General features: G+C 68.2%; 14 protein-coding genes and 3 pseudogenes. 5 read left to right on the forward strand and 12 right to left on the reverse strand.

Going from position 1 to position 18,305, the window contains the following annotated elements; all coding sequences use genetic code 11:
* Nucleotides 1-233 precede the first annotated feature (233 nt).
* The gene (locus tag ACFTZL_RS04470; protein ID WP_382578150.1) at nucleotides 234-572 is read left to right on the forward strand and encodes a hypothetical protein; all 339 of its coding nucleotides are present in this window, start codon (nucleotides 234-236) and stop codon (nucleotides 570-572) included.
* Nucleotides 569-1,218, forward strand: a pseudogene (locus tag ACFTZL_RS04475) (hypothetical protein). Before ACFTZL_RS04470 ends, ACFTZL_RS04475 begins: the two are co-directional and overlap by 4 nt.
* Before the next feature lie 158 nt (nucleotides 1,219-1,376).
* Here the strand turns inward: ACFTZL_RS04475 and ACFTZL_RS04480 are convergent.
* From ACFTZL_RS04480 to ACFTZL_RS04495, 4 genes are all read right to left on the reverse strand, one after another.
* Complete coding sequence (locus ACFTZL_RS04480; RefSeq protein WP_382578152.1) at nucleotides 1,377-2,231, reverse strand: hypothetical protein; 855 nt, start codon at nucleotides 2,229-2,231, stop codon at nucleotides 1,377-1,379.
* A gap of 544 nt (nucleotides 2,232-2,775) precedes the next feature.
* On the reverse strand, nucleotides 2,776-3,171 hold the full coding sequence (locus ACFTZL_RS04485; RefSeq protein ID WP_382578155.1) for a hypothetical protein: 396 nt from the start codon (nucleotides 3,169-3,171) through the stop codon (nucleotides 2,776-2,778).
* A 103-nt stretch (nucleotides 3,172-3,274) separates the two neighbouring features.
* Nucleotides 3,275-3,604: a hypothetical protein gene (locus tag ACFTZL_RS04490; RefSeq protein WP_365133548.1), complete on the reverse strand. Its 330-nt coding sequence runs from the start codon at nucleotides 3,602-3,604 to the stop codon at nucleotides 3,275-3,277.
* Between the two features lie 23 nt (nucleotides 3,605-3,627).
* Complete coding sequence (locus ACFTZL_RS04495; protein ID WP_078615532.1) at nucleotides 3,628-3,963, reverse strand: hypothetical protein; 336 nt, start codon at nucleotides 3,961-3,963, stop codon at nucleotides 3,628-3,630.
* A gap of 200 nt (nucleotides 3,964-4,163) precedes the next feature.
* Here ACFTZL_RS04495 and ACFTZL_RS04500 point away from each other — a divergent pair, with 200 nt between their 5' ends.
* Complete coding sequence (locus tag ACFTZL_RS04500; RefSeq protein ID WP_382578158.1) at nucleotides 4,164-5,417, forward strand: hypothetical protein; 1,254 nt, start codon at nucleotides 4,164-4,166, stop codon at nucleotides 5,415-5,417.
* 100 nt (nucleotides 5,418-5,517) lie between these two features.
* Here ACFTZL_RS04500 and ACFTZL_RS04505 read toward each other — a convergent pair whose 3' ends face one another.
* From ACFTZL_RS04505 to ACFTZL_RS04520, 4 genes and pseudogenes are all read right to left on the reverse strand, one after another.
* On the reverse strand, nucleotides 5,518-7,701 hold the full coding sequence (locus ACFTZL_RS04505) for a TniQ family protein (RefSeq protein ID WP_382578161.1): 2,184 nt from the start codon (nucleotides 7,699-7,701) through the stop codon (nucleotides 5,518-5,520).
* Nucleotides 7,698-8,816 (reverse strand): AAA family ATPase, encoded by a 1,119-nt coding sequence (locus ACFTZL_RS04510; protein ID WP_358627458.1) that lies wholly within the window; start codon nucleotides 8,814-8,816, stop codon nucleotides 7,698-7,700. The genes ACFTZL_RS04505 and ACFTZL_RS04510 overlap by 4 nt, the downstream gene beginning before the upstream one ends.
* Nucleotides 8,813-9,724, reverse strand: a pseudogene (locus tag ACFTZL_RS04515) (transposase); the annotation flags it as partial. The gene ACFTZL_RS04510 and the pseudogene ACFTZL_RS04515, both read right to left, overlap by 4 nt.
* Nucleotides 9,725-10,549: 825 nt before the next feature.
* Complete coding sequence (locus ACFTZL_RS04520; RefSeq protein WP_382578164.1) at nucleotides 10,550-11,557, reverse strand: tyrosine-type recombinase/integrase; 1,008 nt, start codon at nucleotides 11,555-11,557, stop codon at nucleotides 10,550-10,552.
* Between the two features lie 247 nt (nucleotides 11,558-11,804).
* Here ACFTZL_RS04520 and ACFTZL_RS04525 point away from each other — a divergent pair.
* Nucleotides 11,805-12,374 (forward strand): annotated as a pseudogene (locus ACFTZL_RS04525) (Ku protein); the annotation flags it as partial.
* Nucleotides 12,375-12,582: 208 nt separating this feature from the next.
* On the opposite strand, the gene ACFTZL_RS04530 reads toward ACFTZL_RS04525, so the two are convergent.
* Nucleotides 12,583-13,239: an HNH endonuclease family protein gene (locus tag ACFTZL_RS04530; RefSeq protein ID WP_382578167.1), complete on the reverse strand. Its 657-nt coding sequence runs from the start codon at nucleotides 13,237-13,239 to the stop codon at nucleotides 12,583-12,585.
* A gap of 337 nt (nucleotides 13,240-13,576) precedes the next feature.
* Here ACFTZL_RS04530 and ACFTZL_RS04535 point away from each other — a divergent pair, with 337 nt between their 5' ends.
* A complete protein-coding gene (locus ACFTZL_RS04535; RefSeq protein ID WP_382578170.1) occupies nucleotides 13,577-13,948 on the forward strand; it encodes a hypothetical protein in 372 nt (123 codons plus the stop codon).
* Nucleotides 13,949-14,197: 249 nt separating this feature from the next.
* Here ACFTZL_RS04535 and ACFTZL_RS04540 read toward each other — a convergent pair whose 3' ends face one another.
* The 3 genes from ACFTZL_RS04540 to ACFTZL_RS04550 all read right to left on the reverse strand — a co-directional run bounded on the left by ACFTZL_RS04540 (nucleotide 14,198) and on the right by ACFTZL_RS04550 (nucleotide 18,266).
* A complete protein-coding gene (locus ACFTZL_RS04540) occupies nucleotides 14,198-16,798 on the reverse strand; it encodes an Hsp70 family protein (RefSeq protein ID WP_382578173.1) in 2,601 nt (866 codons plus the stop codon).
* 6 nt (nucleotides 16,799-16,804) lie between these two features.
* On the reverse strand, nucleotides 16,805-17,185 hold the full coding sequence (locus ACFTZL_RS04545; RefSeq protein WP_382578175.1) for a hypothetical protein: 381 nt from the start codon (nucleotides 17,183-17,185) through the stop codon (nucleotides 16,805-16,807).
* A gap of 409 nt (nucleotides 17,186-17,594) precedes the next feature.
* Entirely contained in the window at nucleotides 17,595-18,266 is a 672-nt protein-coding gene (locus ACFTZL_RS04550; RefSeq protein WP_382578177.1) for an ATP-dependent DNA ligase, read from the reverse strand.
* Nucleotides 18,267-18,305: the final 39 nt, after the last annotated feature.

Below are 18,305 nucleotides of genomic sequence, written 5' to 3' on the forward strand. Positions count from 1 at the left end.
CGGCTGTCCACGGCGGAACGACAAGCGACCGCGGAAAACACAGAGATTCAGCAGCGAGTCACCGTGCTCGAGGATGACCTCGCCGCAGCCCGCACCAGCCTCCGTCGCATGATCCGTGCCGAGAACCGCCCGCTGCCCGCTCCCTAGAGCACCCCGACAGCCACCAGGCCGGAGGGTGTCTGCTTCCTCGACCCGCCGGAGCCTGCATCCTTCCGCCGCGAGATCATGCCAACGTGACCCCTTGGATCCGCGCCTACGACGACGAGAGCGACACCTGGACGTACATCGAACTCGACGACAACGGATGGGCGCTACGGCAGGTCGACCTGCAAGGACCTCAGCGCCGGTCCGTGGCTGCGGCCTCCCTGACGGAGGTCATCGAGGCCCGGGACCACGGCGACCCCGCGGCGATGACCGCCTACGAGCGGAAGTGTGGAGTCCTCGCGGAGGGCAGTCTGCACGGGTGGCAAGACGCTGACGGCCCTATCGAGATCACCCAGCATGAATTTGAGTCGACCTGGGCCGCTGCGCGAGAGACCCTCGACGCGAATCGCACCGAGGAGACGAGTTGATCACGGAGTACCAGCAGAAGCTGCGCGAGCGCTACCTCGCCGCCCCCGTCATGCCGGCCCCGGAGCCATGGCAGCCGGTACTTGACCACAGAACCCCCATCGGCGGCCTGCTCGGCATCGGCTTCGCCGTCCACCCCGACAGCGGGCACGACCTCGTCATGGTCGTCTCCAGCGACGGCCACGGGCTCTTCAACGCGGTCACCGGCGAGAAGATCGCCCGCGATCGGGATCCTAATCCCGACACCAGCACCCCCGACGCCCACCCAGACCTCACTTGCCCCGGCCTCGGGCCGGTCGAAGGCACCCAGGTCCGCATCGCCGGTATCTTCGGCGGCGGCCTCCACACCATCACCCCCGACGGCTGGACCCTGGACGTCGTCAGCCCAGAATGGCCCCACGACCGCGTCATCCTCTCCGCAGACGGCGGGACCCACAAAGGCCCAGCGGGAGAGGCACGGTGGCCGTCTTCCACTTGGAGTACTCAGCACTCCGCACCGCCGGATTCTCACCCTCCGGACTGACCCTGGCCGTCGCCACCAGCAGCGACCTCACTCTCTGGACCCGCCAGCGGCTCCACTACAACGACTCAGTACAGCTGCGACATCAAGGGCAGGAAGGGGCAGATGAACCGGGCAGCCCTGGCTGAGCTGCTCAACGAACAGACCGCAGCCTGCGACCCAGCGAAGGCGGCAGTACGGCCAGTGAGCGGGAGGGCCAGCACATCGGCAGCCAGTTCATCACCTGCCGCCGAGAACGCGGGAGTCGCTGCGGCCTCCACCGCCGTATCGCGGCGCCATGGCGGGCCTAATGCAGGAGCCACCAGATACCTCCTGCGATGAGCACCACGGAACCCAGCACAACCACCGGCCCAAGGCACCCGACACGTCGCTCTGCTGGCGCCGGTGCGGGCGGTCCGGCCTGCGCGGGCGCCGGCATCGTGGGCTCCCGTTGCGCTTGCGGTGGCCGTGCGACTTCGCTCCTCTTTCGCGGCAAGGCCGTGTCCGGGCGCTCAACTACGCGTTCGACGACGGGGGGCTCCGGGTTCCCCCAGACTTCCTGCCCGTCGGCGCCCTGCCGGGCACGTTGCAGGGCACCGTAGCCTTCGCGGCGCCAGCGAACCCCGGCGACGTCGGTGAACTCGACGGTGACCTGACCCAGCTGGTCGTAGCGCTCGCCCGAGATCTGCACGGGCGGCAGCGGGAAGTAATGGCGACCGGTGCCGACGAGGCGCAGTTCGTTGGTCACCTCGCCACGGAAGGTCGCGCGCAAATCCCGGACCGGCTGGTTCGACCCGTTGTTGATCACGACCTGCGGGACGACCCAGCTGTCGTCGAGAGAGGACGGGGACAGCCCGATATGCCCGCCGATCATGGATGCCTGATACCGGTCCCGCTCCCACTGCGCGCGCGCTTCCCGCTCCCGCCGGGCGCGCGCCTCCCGTTCCCGATCGCGTGCTTCCCGCTCCCGCCGGGCGCGCGCTTCCTGATCCTGTCGTTGCCGCTCCTGCTCTCGATCGTGCTCCATCCTCTGCTGTTCGTCCGCACGGAGCGCGCGATCCTGCGCATCCTGCCGGGTCTTCTGCCGGTGGCCTGCGTAACTCAGCAGCAGACCCGCAGTACCGATCAACAGGCTGAAGACGGCAACAAGGTTCTGCACCATGCCAGGACTCTGGTCGACCAGACCCCGCCCCGTCAGCATGCAACCCCGGCCTCGCGGTCAGAACACCCCAGAAGTCACCCTGCCGCCGCTACGCAGCGCCCCTTCGATCTGGGGCACGCTCCCTGGTCGGGACTGATCCAGGAGACACGGCCGTGACGCTCATGGCGAGGCCTTGGTCTAGATGAACGGGATCAGACGGAGACAGCTGGCGGGAGCCGTCGTACCGGCCACGGACGTGACCGCGAGCTGCCCTGCTCAGCGCAGACACGCTGGGCTCGTCGTAGCGCGCTCCGCGCAGCCGAAGCAAAGATCGGCACAGCGGGGACGGGGTGTTCGGCTCAGCAGGCGCCCAGCAGAGCTGGCTGGGCGCCCGTGCTGGTGCGCGGCGGCGGTTGCCCTCATAGCCTGGTGTAGGTTCTCACTTTCGGTGTCAGGCGCCGACGCTATGACCTGGACGTTCCCCTCCAGTCTCACGACGTGTCGGCAAGCGGCTGTCTCAGATCGATGTCATTTCCTCAGACTGCCCAGCCGGCTGCGCCGGACCTCATGAACCTGCATCGGCGGCCGTCCGTTCCATCCACTCCCGTACCTTCACTGCTTGCTCGATGCGGTTGACGATGTCCTTCTTGGACGCCGGGTCCAAGGTCTCCGGGATCTTGTCGAAGGTGTCGGGAAGGACGTCGAGGAGACCCCAGATCTGCTCGCCGGTGCTGACGGTCAGCAGTTGCTGGCACCTCCACTGCAGCGGCACCTCGGGACGGTGCGTGAGCCGCTGCACGAGTGTCGGGAACAGGTAGTGCGTCGCTTCTGCGGCGAGGTGCTCTCGTAGCCAGTCGACCGGGAGCCGCTGGCTGAAGCCATGCATGGTGGCCTCCTGGGCCAGGTCCAGGAGCTGAGCGGTGTCGACGGCTCGGATGGTGCGGGGAAGGGCCGGGGTCATGTCGCGATGATGCCAAGAAGCCCTCGGAACACCGAGAGGTTGGCGGGGTCGGGTTGCAATCTGTCAAGGAACTCGGCCCAGGCTTTCTCGAACTCGCCGGAGGTCACCCTTCCACGGACGGCTCGCCCTTTATGCGGATCCATTCGTGGATGGTCTCGATGGCGTCGAGGAGGTCCTGGAAGGTGCAGAGATCCCGGTGCTGTTGTCGGACCTGGCCTGTTGCCATGTCCCCGTACTCAAGCTCGGCTTCCCCGCTGCTCCAGACGATGAGCACGGCGACGAAGTCATCGTTTTCGAGCGTCATCCAGGTGCTGTTCTTGGTTCGGCCGTCCTCGGGCGACTGCTGGACCGCACCCGTGATTCCGCAGGATTGCAGGCGTTCCTCATGCTCGGCGAACCAGGCTTGGAGCCTCTGCGGCAGTTCGACCGACATGGGATGCTTTTCTTCGCTTTGTCTCATTGCTGGGCGATGAACCCTGCGGATCGGTCGAGCTGGAAAGGAGATCCGGCCTTGGTTGGTTCCCAGCCTCGGTCCCGTGCTTCTCGGATGCTGGCAGCAACGTGGGCTGGGCGGATGGGCACTGCCTCGGCACCCACCCAGTTGCTGGGATGGGCCTGGCCGCTGGTGACGATCAAGGTCGTGCCCGGCTGGCTGCCGCTGGCTGCTTCAACCGCATAGGTCAGTGGTGTCCAGCAGAGTCCCTGCATGTAGGAGGGCTTCCTGCGGATCCGCCAGCGGTACTCGATCCCGTCAACGGTTATACGCCGGGAACCCTTCTTGTTCAGCGCCATCTTCGCCTCCTGCGCCGTTGGACTCTGATGTGTCGCCGCGGTCGCGAAAAGCAGGTTGCACGCGAACGTACTGAACGTTATCGCCGACAAGCACCTTCGGGACTACGGATGGGTTGATCAGCCCATAGGTTGGTGTCAGTGCCGAGCGACCCGGCGCATCGCACCCGCCCCGGGTGCACTCACCGCGATCGGAGAGCACCGTGAAGAACAGAGCGTTGTGGCGTGTAGTTGACAACGAGAGTGGTAGCCAGTCCATCGTCAGCACACCCTCCGAGGCGGTCGCGTTCGTCAACAGCCGGTTCGACACCGATGACGACGACGAGCCGTTCAGCATCACCGAGGTCGGTCCTCTCCTTCCGAAGCCGCTCGGGGTCATCACCGCATGGGCCGCCGAGAAGGACGGCGAGCGAACCGACGGGCGTACTGCCCCGATCACCATCAGGCCGGTTGTGACGGACAACGCCAACGAGTGCGATGACGTCGTGCTCTGGGGCGACGTGTACGTCTCCTGGGACCACGACATGTACACCGTCGAGGAGCCGGACAGCTCCGAGTACAGCGAGGCTTACAGCGCAGCCGAGTTGAGCGCGATCCTCGACGAGTACGCCGACGACTACGAGTACGCGCCTGAAGGGCCTGAAGGGCCCGACAGCCACAGGTGGCCGAAACCGGAAGAGTTGATCACCTACGGCGCCCAGGAGTGCGCCAAGCGGTTCGGGCACCTCGACGACGACGCCCTGCTGTGGCTCGCTGCCACCCGCATCACGCTCGCCGTGTGGCGCAACACACCCGTCGAGAACTGGCATGCCGGGAAGAGTCCGCTCCACGACGGCACAATGATGCGGATCAACACGGCAACCACCCGACTCGTGCGCTCGATGCTGTCGTTCGACCATGTCGACTGGATTGGTCTCGGTCTCGCGATCGTCAACCCGTCCCGGGTTCTACCGACCGGGCAGTCTGTTTTTCTCGAGCTCGGGCTGGCCTGCCACAACCCTGACGACCTGGCACACGAGGTTGATCCGCGCGTAGAACTCGCGGGGATGGCACAGGTCGCGATCTCATGGGGGCGAAGGTACTGCCTTAGCGAGAAGGAGTTCGGCCTGCGAACCCTGATCGAATCCTTCTGCGCGTCCGACAACGGCTGGTTCGGAGCACCGAGTTGGGGGCGCATCGTCGATCGGTTCCTTGCGGCTGTCGACGACCGGGAGAATGCGCACTGGCGCATACACCGAGACAAGCCTTGGTTCGACGAGTGGTTCACCAACCGGCCGGCAGACATTGCGGACACCACGGAATTTCGTCGGCTGCTCCTTGCCGGGCCCGACCTGCTGTCCGAGGAGGCCGCCGAATGGTGCGTGGATGGCGCCATCCGCTATGTCTGCCAGGACGACCACGCGAACGACTGCTGGCGTTGCGGTATCCCGCTGGCAACGGAGTCCCCCAACGAGTGAATGTGTGCACCAGCATAGAATGGGCGTCACACAACTACGCCGAAGCCCTGCGTTCCGCGCTGCCACGGAGACCGGCAGCGTTGCCTGACCATCGCTCGGCTCACTTCCGTCTCGGTCGGCCTGGACGGGAGCCGGCGGGGCGCAGTTGGGTGCCGTTCTTGAGGAGTGCGAGGCGGATGGTTGCGAGGGTGGTCTCCTCCAGGTCGGCGATGGCCTGGAGGGAGAGGCGGTCGCGTTCGTACCACTGGCGCCACTGTGCTGTCCGGGTGGCGGTGTGCTGGGTGCGGCGGAAGCGGGGTGGGCTCCAGTCGACGGGGTGCTCGGAGAGCAGGTGGACGACATGTGCGGTGGTCGTCTCCAGGGTGCGGGCGAGCTGGGCAATGGAGAAGTCGCTGCCGGGTACGGCCTGGTGGAGCCGTTCAGGGCTGATGCTGTGTGGGTCGGGCCCGGGCAGATGGAGGCCGTGCAGCGCACGGTCGGGGAGCTGGGGCGTCCACTGGACGGGCTCGTCGATGCCGTGTTCGTCGAGGAGACGTCGTGCGGTGTGGTGGAGGAGTTCGGCCTCGGCGGGCAGGATCCGCCAGCGGAAGCGCTGGTAGTGCTGGCGTTGAGCGGAGGTGGAGGGCGCGATGTCGGGGTGGGCGAGGTGGGCGGGTGAGCCGGTCAGGGTGTGGAAAAGCCAGCGCTCGGCGTGTACTGGGTTGGGGCTGGGGTTCGAGCGCAGCCGCCGCTGCAGCTCCAACCATGCTCGCGCGTCGATGAATTGGGGGCGGGTGGTGAACAGTGCGCGTCGGCGTGCGTAGTCGATCGGGGCGCCGTGCGCGTCGAGGTGGTCGGCGAGCAGGATGAGCGTGCGCAGGATGTCGGTGCTGTGCGGGTGGCGGGTGAGGGTGGCGAGGAACGTGGACACGTTGTGGCTGCTGACGGTGGTGCCGGTCAGGCGAACCTCCGCGCGAATCGGGGTGGTGTTCCCGGCCAGCAGGCAGGCGACGGCGAGGAGTTCGTCGGCGCGTTGGGCGGCGGGCCTGCCGCTGGCGTGCCGTGGAGTGAGCCGCAGCGTCCACTCCGGCCACAGGCCGGTCGGCAACAGGCGGGCTCTGGCGTTGTGGTCGGCCGGGGGCCGGGTGGAGTCGACGTCGGTCCGGTGACGTAGGCGTGCCACCGGCATCAGCTTGGTCTCCCTGCTGCACCGCAGCGCGGCTTCGAGCGCGGGCGAGATCGCGACGCCGGGGGCGACGACGTTGCCGGGGTACAGCGGCTTGCCGGAGGCGGCCATCCGGTCGGTCAGCCACTGCGCGGCCCGGGCCGCGGAGCGGATGTTCGCGGCGCGCAGGATACGGAACGCCGCCGTGACCGCCACGGCCGTCGCGGCGGCGTCGCCGGGAGCGGCATAGCTGTGCAGGTCACCGTGGCGGGCGTCCGGTGCCCGCGGGGAGCCTGCGGGCAGCGGGTCGGCGCGGTAGCGCTCCACACGGTCCAGGACATCGGGCGGCGCGAGCGGGCGAAGGTCGGTCGGGGTTGCGTGGTTGAGGACGAGTACTCCCAGGCTCTTCGTATCGCGCAGGACCATGTTCAACGGCGCGCCACCGGGCCCGTACAGCGGCCAGTGCACCGGGCGGCTGGGGGTGGTGAGGGCGGTGTCGATGAGGCGTTGGGTTTCGGCCAGGGGTCCGTCGGCCGGGATCGCGGTGGCGGGGGTATCGGTGAGGGGGTGGTGGCAGCGAGGTGGCCGTGGTCCGCTGTCGGGGGCGGCGCTGGAGCACTGTCCCGGACGGGGTGTGTCCCGTCGGGGGTGGGAGCGCAGGCGGGGGATGCGGTGGCAGGCCGGGCAGCGGTCGGCCAGCAGGACGTGGTGGCGGGTGCAGGCGAAGGACCAGCTCAGCCGCCAGGTCACGGGCCAGCGCCCACCGGTGTCGGCCAGGCATGAGGGGCAGAACCGGGATCCGGCCCGTCCCCACAGCACCCGCCGGTTCACTCGCCGGTGCCGGGGCAGGATGTCCACCGCGTGCCCGTCGAAGGGCTGCAAGGTCATTGCCGTGAGCACGTCTTCGGCGATCCCGGTGACCTCGGTGATGGCCGCCCGTTCGTCCCGGGTGAGGCGGATGGTCCAGGCCGGCAGGACCAGTGCGGCCCTGGCCGTCTCCCGGTTGGGGAGGCCGAGCGCGCTGAGCACGTCGGTGAACGGGCAGGTCAGGCGTGCGGCGGTGAACTCCAGCCAGGAGTCCAGGGCTTCACCGGGCTGCGGTGAGCACCGGATCGGCAGGGCCCGCCGTCCGGTGCTCATCCGGCGGCCCGATCCCTTCGCGGACGGCTGGTGGCCCTCCCCGCCGCCAGGGCGTATTCGAGTTCGCGGCGGGCCTGTTCGGCGGCCTCGTCGTTCCTGACGCGGTCGAGGAGATCACGGGTGAGGCGTTCGGTGCCGGTGCGCTGGGCCCGCTGGCAGCCGCGGTTGACCAGGGTCATCAAGGAGCCGATGTGCCCGGTCGACCGGGCGAAGAGGTAGTCGGACAGGTCGTCGGCGAGCATGCCGGGATACGTGTCGGCCAGGACGATGCGCTGTTCCAGGGCCAACAGCAGCCGCCGCCAGTGAGCACGGCCCTGGTCGGTGTCGATGGTGAAGGGCGGCATGTCGAGGCGGGTGGTGCGCCGGCCGGTCTGCGCCACAACGATGTCACCGCTCGCCTCGCCCTCGCTGAACAGGCCCTTGTCCGCGAGTCCCACGCCGACCTTGAGGAGGGTGACGGGGAACTCGTTGGCGATCCACTTGAGGTGGTTGCTTACCTCGATGCCGCTGGTCTTGCGCCACTTCAGGAAGTGCAGGTCGTCCAGGATCAGCAGGCGAACCTCGCAGGACACCACGCAGTCCAGGGCCTGCAGACCGAGCTGGGCGGCCGTGGAGTTCTGACGTCCGGGATGGCCGAAGAACTCCAGCATGGCCCGGTTGAGGTCCTTCATGCCGGTGTTGCCCGTCAGGCCCACCCGGCACACCGGCCACCGCTCATGCCCCTGCACGGTGAAGCTGCCGTGCTCGGCGATCTCCCGGCGGTGGAATGCGCGGGCGAAGGCGAGCACCGCCGTGGTCTTGCCCAGCCCCGGGAATGCGTCGACGGCCACAGCCCCCTTCGCCTTGTCGCCGTCCTGGAGGTTGCTGTCCACGATGTCCCACAAGTCTTCGTGCAGCGAAGCCAGTTGAGGAGTACGGATCGGACCCAGATTGGCGTGCCACTCCCGGCGCGCACGGTCGTAGGCGCTTCGCGCCGCCGTGTCCAGGGCTCCGATCTCGCTGCGGTTGAGCGTTCCGGGCTGGATGCGGCGCGGTGCGTCGGCGAACGCCTGGAAGTCCTCCTTCCGTGACAGAGCCAGATTCCCAGGATCCGGTCGGCTCGCCGGGGCACTCACACGTCCTCCAGAGCGTCGGTGTAGAAGTCGTCTTCGCCGGCGGGCCCGAGGTCGGCCTCGTCGTCATCACCCGCGTCAAGAGGCTGCTCGGCGACTGGAGGTTCGGCCGGCCGCGGGTCCTGGCCCAGCGCCCGGCGGACGGAGGGCAGGGCGGCGGTCTCCGGATCGCCGGTGCGGGGCAGGTCGAGGGCGGCCTGCTCGCGGGACAGGCGCAGGGCGATGCGCCGCTCCGTGAGCGTGGTGCCCAGCCCCAGGTTCCAGCGCTCCAGCAGGTCGGCGACGGCCAGCCGGTCGTCGGGATACCGGTACTTCGCGGAGGCCAGCTTCCGGGCGAAGACCAGGGCGTCCTCACTCAACGGCATCCCCGCCACCGGCGCATGCTCCCAGGTCAGGGTGTGCCAGAGGCGGGTTGCCGGGTCGCGGAAGTAGATACGGGTGATGTCGTCCGGGTCGACCTGGAACGGCCAGCTGTTCTTCACCGGCCCCTCGTACGGGCTGCGGATGCCGGGAGCGGGCAGACCGGGGCCGCGGTAGCGGCGGCGGTCGATCTCCACACCGTAGTGCTGGACCGTGCGCCATTTCGTCGCCAGGAACTCGAAGGCGAGCTCCGGATCCCGGGGCACCACGATGTAGCCGGCCCTCGCCATCCCGTGCTCGAACATCTGCGCAGGCGACATCCGCAAACCCGGCACACCAGGATCGACCAGACCGGCATGGGGACGGCAGTGGTAGACCACCGCGATCCACTCCCGGACGATCTCCTCCAACTCGTCGAGGAAGAAGAACGCGTCGGCCTCGGGAAGCTCGCCGCGCGCGTGGATGTCGGGACCCTTGTAGCCGGGCAGCACCTCCAGCAGACCCTCACGCAGGGTCCGGAAGAACCGCTCCACCGGCCCCTTGTCGCGTCGCCTTCCACTTGGAGGAAGGCACAGGCCCGATCATTGCCGTGCCGGTCAGATGCCGGATACGGGCCTTCACCAGGATCCTCCGAAAAGGTCAGTGAGGGCCGCTGCAGGCCGAGCAGAAACTCCAGCCGCAGCACCGGACTTAAGGAAATGAGCGAGAACTTGTAGGTGTCCAGGACCGGGGACTGGGTGGTGGCCCAGCTGCGGATCTCCGCGGTCTCCTCCCGGCTGCGGGACGGGAACTCGGCCTCCCATCGCCGCAGGTGATAGGTGCAGACCGGGATCGCTTCGTGCAGCGACTTGTTCGGGCAACGGAGCACCGTGCAGGCAGCCGGGACCGGAAACGGGCGGGTGAGACCAGACACGGCCCACTCAGAGATCGGAAGATCCGTGAACCGGAACCAGAGCGTGTAGTGGCTCAGGCAGAGCCCGTGCGTCTGCTGGACTCTGCCGCAGCGGACCCCGTCCCGCTCGACCAGGCAGTCGACCGGGTCGACGCCCCTGACCCTGCGGTCGGGGACGAACGTGGCGATGAACTCCTCGCGGCTCGCGCATGCGTGGTTGCCGGTCTGGAAGGCCTTCCTGCAGCCATCACAAAGCCCCTGACGACGCGCATTCGTGCCCCGCGGGCAGGCAGCGACCAGGCACTTCCAGATCGCATTGCGAGAACTGGCCGGGTCCCGGCGGTGAACAGCCAGGCCTGCTGGTCCCACTCGCCCGGACGCCAGTCCTGGCGGACGTTGTCTGTGAGCCATCGAAGCCAGCCGTCTCGATCACCACGAGCCGCCGACGGCAGCGAGATGACCTGTGCTTCCGGCCGTTGCATGGTCACCGGACCTCCCGTGCGACGCGCTCGACCGCCTCGCGCTTGCGGGTGTCGCTGGCGTGCAGATAAGGAGCGAGCGACGCCGGAGAAGCGTGTCCCAACAGGGTCTGGACCACGTCCTGCAGAACCCCCGCGGCGATCCACTCGGTCGCCGCCGTGTGCCGCAGCATGTGCGGACGGGCAACGATCTCCGCCCACTTCGCGAGCCGATCGAAGAGCTGCTTGGCGTTCGGATAACTCATCGGCCGGCCCAGCGGAGCCCGGAACAGGTTCACGAAGACCATGTCGCACTCATCGGCCGCGGGCACTTCCGCCCGCTCCCACTGGTAATCGCGGTAGGCGAGCGTCACGTCCTCACCGACCGGAACGACCCTCGACTTCACCGACTTGGCCAGTGCGTTGTTGGCGTTGTCCGGACGCCGCCTGACGTGGACGTGCGGCCCCTTGGAGCGGCAGCCCAACGACCGTGAATCGGACAGCAGATGGAGATCCTCCCGGCGCAGTCCAAGGGTCTCGCCGATGCGCATCCCGGTCGCCCGCATCAGCACGATCAAGAACTTGTCCCGGGCGTGCCGGGCCAGACGGATCATGAGGTCGACCTGCTCCGGCGTGAAGCACTCGATGCCGGGATCGTCGACTTTGAACTTGAGCGTGCGGGCTCGAACGTGCCGGAACTGACCGTTCTCACCCGTCTCGAACCCCTGCGGCACGAACCGCAAGTACTTCGGCCGCGACAAAGACTCCGCAACCTCCGAGGGCACCCAGCCGTGGCCGACCCCGAACCGGAGGAACTCCGCCATCGTGGTCAGCACCGCATTCGCGCTCGACTCCTTCCGAAACCGCGGACCGGCCGAACTCCTTCGGCCTCGCGGCGGCAACGGCACGCTGACCAGCCAGTCGCGAAACGACAGCAGGCGCACGAACCCCGGCCGCGACCACTCCAGATCACGCTCGCCGCACCAGGTCAGATACAGAGCAAGCCGCGACGCGTAGTTGCGTTCGGTGTTCACCGAAGAGCCTCCACCCCGCAGGCTCGCCAAGTAGAGGCAAGCCTCCCGATGCAGGTGATAGCCGTCATCCACGACAACCCACTGCGTCCCTGCCGGCTCCCGAAGGACCGCCTTCTCCGCATAGAACTTCACGGATGGCCTAACGAACCAAACGCGCCAAAGACCTCTCAGATACTCGCGAGCCACACACCCGTGTGACCCCACACCGCACGTACCTCACCGCAAAAGCCGCCTCTAGATAAGCGCGCAAGTCGCCGCGAAGCCCTACAAGCTGCTCCGCCTGGCTCTCGCCCGGTCCAGCAAGGTGGCTGTCGCGAAGTACGCCTGGTCCGGCCGCGAGCGCCTCGGGCTGCTGCGGGTCCGCGAGGACGCCATCGTCCTGCACGCGATGCGCTGGCCCGACGAGATCCGCTCGCCGGAGGAACTGCTGCCGCCCCCGGTCGAGCTCAGCAACGAGGAGATCGACGGCGCGCTCGCGCTCATGGACAGCATGACCCGCGAGGACCTCGAGGGTGCCGAGTTCGAGGACACCTACACCGAGGCCCTCTCACAGCTCATCGAGGCCAAGCGGGAGGATCGCGAGCCGCCGAAGATGGAGGAGCCGGAGTCGAAGCCGGGGAAGGTCGTCGACCTGATGGCCGCGCTGAACGAGTCCGTGAAGAAGGCGCGGGCCTCGCGCGGTGAGGACGCCGACGTGCACGAGCTGCCGAAGAAGAAGACCGCGAAGAAGCAGCCGGCCAAGAAGACGGCGGCGAAGAAGACCACGAAGAAGGCCGCGGCGAAGAAGACGTCCGGGCGCCGGCCGCGCAGCGCCTGACCGTAGTCCGCTCTCGACCCTCGCCATGAAGCCCCATGAGCCGGTGGTGTCGGCCTTCGGCCTCACGAGTGCACTTCGTGCCCACCGATTCCTTCGAGAACTCCCCTGCACCCGAGCCCGCGGGGGGGGCGGAGCATCGGGCGCAGGGGGGAGATGGTCACAGGGCGGAAGGCCCTGGATCCGGCTCGGCGTCGGGGGCCTTGCCCTGTTACGGGGCCGGCTCGTACGTCACGGTCTGAAGCGGACAGGCGTCGGCCAGTTCACGCAGGGCTGCGAGCTCGGCGTCGTCGGTTGTCAGGCTCCAGCGGAGCTTGGTGCCGACCCACTCCGCGGCGTAGCGGCAGTGCGCGTCGGCGGCGGGAGGGAGCCACTGGGCCGGGTCCTGGTCGGCCTTGCTCCGGTTCGAACGGGCGGTGACCGCGACCAGCGACGCCTCCTGGCCCTGGTCGTTGGCGTACCGCTCGCGGCGCTGCGCGGTCCAGGCCGACGCCCCGCTGTCCCACGCCTCGGCGAGGGGCACCATGTGGTCGATGTCCAGGCCGGAGGCCGACTCCACCACGACGGCGTCGTAGTACGAGAGCCAGCTCCCGCCTTCCAGGCGGCAGTTCGGTCCGACCGCGGGTGGCTCGGTGGCTTCGTGGATCAGGACTTCGGCGCGGGTGTTGCAGCCGTCGGACGGGTTGTCGCCGGTGTTCCAGTGGCGGAACTTGTCGCGGGTGTAGCCGTCGCGGGACTCCGTCCCCAACGCCAGGCTGTCGACGGCTTCGGAGAGGGGCAGGGTCTCTGCTGCGTGTGCGGGTGAGGAGACAGTGGCGGACAGGACTACGAGCGCGGCGGCCAGGCCGCGCAGCACAGCTTTGATCATGTACCGGTGATAGCGCCGCAGGTAGGGGCGCAGTCAGCTCTTCCCCGGTAGCGCCGCCCGTGTGAGTGGAATGGTCATACCGGTTCCCGCCCGCGGCGCTCGCGGAAGGAGACGCTGGGGCCGGAGCAGGAACGACCAGGGAGGACTCAGCGTGTCCGAACGATCACGCCTTAAGTGCTCACGGCCATTCACCGCTTCTCGGGATGCGATTTCAAGAAGGCCTGCCGCGTCCCTCCGATGCCGCTCGATGTGCCCCGGACCGTCTCGTAGTGGCCACGGCAGCCTCGTCCGCGAGCCGGCCGACAGGTCTCGATTCGAACGACAGTACTGTTATGGCGTGGCGAAGGACGAGACGACGTACGACTTTCCGATGGACCTCATCAAGGCCCAGGACGAGCTCGACGCGGTGCGAGGCGAACTGAAGAAGCTGCTCGAAGAGCAGCCCTGGTCCGTCGAGCCGTTGCCCGCGTGGACGACACACGAGACCTGTTGGCGGCCTTCCTCCCGCCCCGCCTCCCCCGGCTGGGACCCCACGGATCAGCAGCGCATCGGCACGTTGCGAGCACGTGAGCTCGAAATTGTCACCCTGATCCTCAACCACTCCTTCTGGCAGGGGATCGAGGGGTACGGACGTACGGCGGCCCGTAATCAGCTCAAGCATCACCGCGAGCGGACGCTGGAGACCTCTGCCTCGAGCGCGTCTTCGTGAGCGCTGCGCGTGGCGGCCCGGGGTGGGGTAGGCAAGCACGGGCTCTGGCTCACCGTCTGCTGGTGAAACTCCCTGATGTGACCCTGTATTGGGTCGTCGGACGGACGGCCGCCGTCCTCGGCATCAGTTGAACCGGGCAACTGTCGCTCGCCCCACGCTGCGGTGCGCCACCACGTACGGGACTATCGCGGGCGTCTTGCCCCAGTTCCCGGTGACCTTGCCGTTCGCGCAGGGGACGCTGCGGGGGGCTCAGGATTCCGAGGGCTCGGCGGGCGGTGGCTGGACTCCGGGGACGAGAGTGCGGAGAGACTGCCAGCGGGGGGAGCGGACCAGAGCGGTGGCTTGGGCGGTGGTGGAGCGGTCGATCTTGGTCTTCCACGTCCGGCCGGTGTACTCGGGCGCTGATCCGGAGGTGCCGGAGACCCGGAGTTCCTTGGCGTAGACGTAAAGGATCCCGTTGGCGTCGATCTCGAGGCCCACCTCGACTAGCTGTGTGCCCTTGGGGTGGCGTGGAAGATCGGTGAGTTCCAGGACAGCGAGCGATCTGTTGTCCGGGGCCAGTTCGCGCTCGCCTTCGAGGATGTGCACGATCATCGTCGTCTGGTTCCTCTCCCTGGTGACACAGTCCTCGCTGCGCATCGTCGGGATGGTGGTGTTCCGTTTGATCAGTTTCGTCATGACGCCGCCGAAGGTCTCCAGACCGAGCGAGACGGAGGTGGCGTCGAGGAGAAGTACGTCCTTGATGCCTCCGGTGAGGACGCCACTTTGGAGGGCGGCCCCTGTGACGATCCCCTCCGGGATCAGGCCGCGGTAGGGCTGTTTGCCCTTCACGAACCGGCTCATCAGCTCGCCAATTGCGGGCATCCGGGTGGCACCTCCGGTCAGGATCACTTGGTCCAGATCGGACTCATGGAAGTAGGCTTCGCGGAAGGCCTGTTCCACTGGTTTGCGGCAGCGTTCCAGCAGGTCCTCCGTCATGGTCTCGAACTCCTGCCGGGTCAGGGTTTCCGAGACATGCAGGGGGGAGCCCTCACGGGCCGTGAGGTAGGGCAACATGATGGTCGTGGAGCTCGCCGACGACAGCTCGATCTTCGCCCCTTCGGCGGCTTCTTGGAGTCGCTGCATCGCTTCGACGTTCTGGCCGAGGCCCACCCCGTACCGGTCCCCCACCCGGCGCAGGAGATGCTGGACGATTCGCCGGTCCCAGTCGTCGCCGCCGAGGTGGTTGTCGCCCGCGTGTGCTAGCACCTCGACGACACCATCGCCGATCGCGATGAGTGAAACGTCCAGCGTGCCACCACCCAGGTCGAAAATGAGGACAGTCGTATCTTCCTCGCGGTGGAGGCCATACGTGACAGCCGCCGCCGTAGGCTCATTGATGACCCGCAGCGCACGGATCCCAGCTCGGTTGGCGGCCTCCACAAGCGCCGCCCGCTGATCCAGGTCGAAGTTCGCCGGCACCGTCAGCACCGCCCCGTGCAACGGCCCCCTGATATACGCCTCCGCGTCCTCCCGCAGCCGCCGCAGAATATGCTCCGCCACATCCTCCGCAGCCAGCCGCACCGCACCCCGGGTGATGCTCCAGTCCGTGCCCAGCTTCAGTTTCGCCGAGCGGATCGTGTAGTCGGGGTTGGTGATCGCCTGGCGCTTGGCGGGCGTGCCCACCAGGATGTTGCCGGTCTCGGTGATGGCCACCAGGCTGGGGGTGGTGAGGGCGCCCTCGGCGTTGGGGATCAGCCGGACGTCCTGCCCCTCGAACAACGCGATCGCCGAGTTCGTCGTACCGAAGTCGATGCCCACCACCGGGCCATAGCCGAAGTCGCCGACGGGCGGGCGGGGTGCGGCCGGGCGGGGTGCACGGGCCGTGGGGATCTCGCCCATGCCCCGCTCGTGCCACAACTGACGTGCTCTGCGGGCGACTTCGCGGTCCGCGTCGGCGATCAGGCCGAGGAGTGCGGTGCGGGCCGCGTCCCGGGTGGGCTCGCGGACGCTGCCGAGGAGCTGCTCGACCAGGTGGAGGGAGCCGATGCGCTTCCACGGCTGCGGATCCAGGGTCGCAGCGCGCATCTCGACGAGGCGGTCGATGTCCACGTGGCGGGGGCTGCGGGCCAGGTAGATCGTGCCCTGAGCGCTGTCCACGCTAAGGGTGGGGGTCTGGTCGGCGATGCGGTTGCGGACCTGCTCGTGGACGTATTCGTAGAGCTCCTCGACGGAGATGAGGCCGTCGCCGTCCAGGTCGGCGGAGCCGTCGCGCAGGCCCCTCACCACCGCCGAGGTGAACACGGACGGCTGGGCCGGGGCGCGGCTGTGGCGGACCTCGCGCTCGCCCTCGTAGGCGTATTGGAGGGCCGTCGAGGCGGTCAGGACCACCCGGCCGTTGCCCGAGAACGGCTCGGCCACGTCCACCGTGGGTGTCCCGGCGTCCCGGCGCAGGGAGTTCATGGGGAAGGCGCCGCTGTAGCAGCAGTCGAGGAGTACGACGATACGGCGGCAGAGGCTCGCGCCCATCCAGTCGCCGAGGACCTCCGCGGGGACGGCCGTCGCCCGCAGGTAGTCGAGTTCGGTGTCCCGCATGATGAAGTGCAGTCGGCCGCGCGTGTCCTTCCAGCCGTGCAGGGACAGATGGAGCAGGAGCAGGTCGTCGCGGGCGGCCTTGGTGAAGAGGGACTCCAGGGCGCGCATCGCGGGACGCTGGGGCACGTCGACCAGCCTCTCGACCTCGAAGCCGCCGATGGCGGGGGCGCCGAGCACCTCCGCGAGGGCGGCTGCGTCCGCGGTGGCCGCCGGGAGCGTGGCGAAGTGGTCGTCGTCGTAGGTGCTGTTGGCGATGATCAGGGCGCGGCTCGCCACGGCTGCTCAGTCCCCGTGGCGGCGGACGAACTCCTCCAGGGCGCGCTGTCCCACCTCGTCGCTCACACCGGTCAGCTCGATCTCGTCCTCGCTGATCTTCAGCCGGATGCTGCCCGAGCGGCGCCGGTTCAGCCAGTCCTGGACAACGGCGGCGAGCGCCGGGAGCAGGGCGCCGCTGCCGCCCAGGTCCAGGATGAGTGCGCCCAGCTGTACGGCTTCGGTGGAGCGGCTGCCTGGTGGTGTCGGGCCCTGCGTCACCCGGTCGATGCTGTCGAGGTCCAGTTCGCTCAACTCGGCAATCAGCTGCTGCAGTTGCTCCTCGGCGTATTCCTCGTCGCCGTCGCCTGTGTCGAGTACGAGCACGACCGGAATCGTTCTGGCCTCCATGACGACACCCCCGTTCACCCACGCGTCGAGGGAACTCCAACGACGCGGGACCTGGCGGAGAGCCGGTCCGGAAAGATCCGATGGTCAGAGTTGCGCAGTCGCAGGCTCTGCACCTTGCGATCCGGGCTCCTGTACAGGACCAGGATATCTGGGCGATGCGCGACGCGCTTCCCACCGAGGACGATGCCATAGATCAGGTGGGTGCAGACGGGGCTGTCGTCTTCTCCGGCCGACCTTGATGTCGGCGGCGGACCATCAAGATCGCCGACAGAGTCGCTCCGTGGTGGCGGGCCATACGACGCGCAGGCTGGCGCCGCGCGTGCTGCGGCCGATCGCCGGTGCGGCGCCGCCGAGTGCCTTCCGAAGTCGTCATCAGCGGGGCCCGCCGCTGTGCCGTGTACGGCCAGGTTCACCAGCTGCGCAACCGGGTCACGGTCACCACGGCGTGCCGGGGGCTCGTGCCGGCCAGGACTTCAACGACCGGGCCGTGTGCCGTTGTGCGGTAGGTGTCCCCCGCGTTGGTGCGTGCTCTTCGTGACGGTTGGCCGGCGACGAGGTGTGCGGACACCTGGGCCGCGAGCGGTGTCTTGAGGGCTTGTGAGAGCGCGATGCGGCCGCCGGGAAGCCGCACGGCGAGGGCGCGCGGGCGGGCGGCGGGCCCGGTGTAGCCGACGACCTCGGCGTCCACCGTTTCCGCGTGCCGTACCTTCCTCCAGATCCTGCCCGCTTTGTATGCCGACGTGGCGGGTTTGCAGACGATTCCTTCGAGGCCCTGCTCCTGGAGTTGTTGGTACCAGGTCAGTGCCACATCGGGGTCGTCCGTCATGGGGACGGCCTGGATCGGGGGCTGGACGTCGTAGTCCTGCAGCAGGTCCAAGAGCAGGGCGCGTCGTTCGTCGTACTGGAGTGTGCGTACGTCGCCGTGCTCGGGGTGAAGGAGGATGTCCCAGACCGAAGCGCGCGAGTTCGCGGAATCCTGGATGCCTTGAGTCTTGAACCGGACCGTGGTTGCCGCCCTGGGTGGCAGTGGCGTGCGGGTTCGGTGGAGCGGTGGCCTGACGTCGGCGGTCGTTGTGGGCACAGGGTTCGACAATCCGAGGCTGTTTCCCTCGTACCGACC

Source organism: Streptomyces sp. NPDC056948, from assembly GCF_042674225.1.
Lineage (GTDB): Bacteria > Actinomycetota > Actinomycetes > Streptomycetales > Streptomycetaceae > Streptomyces > Streptomyces purpurascens.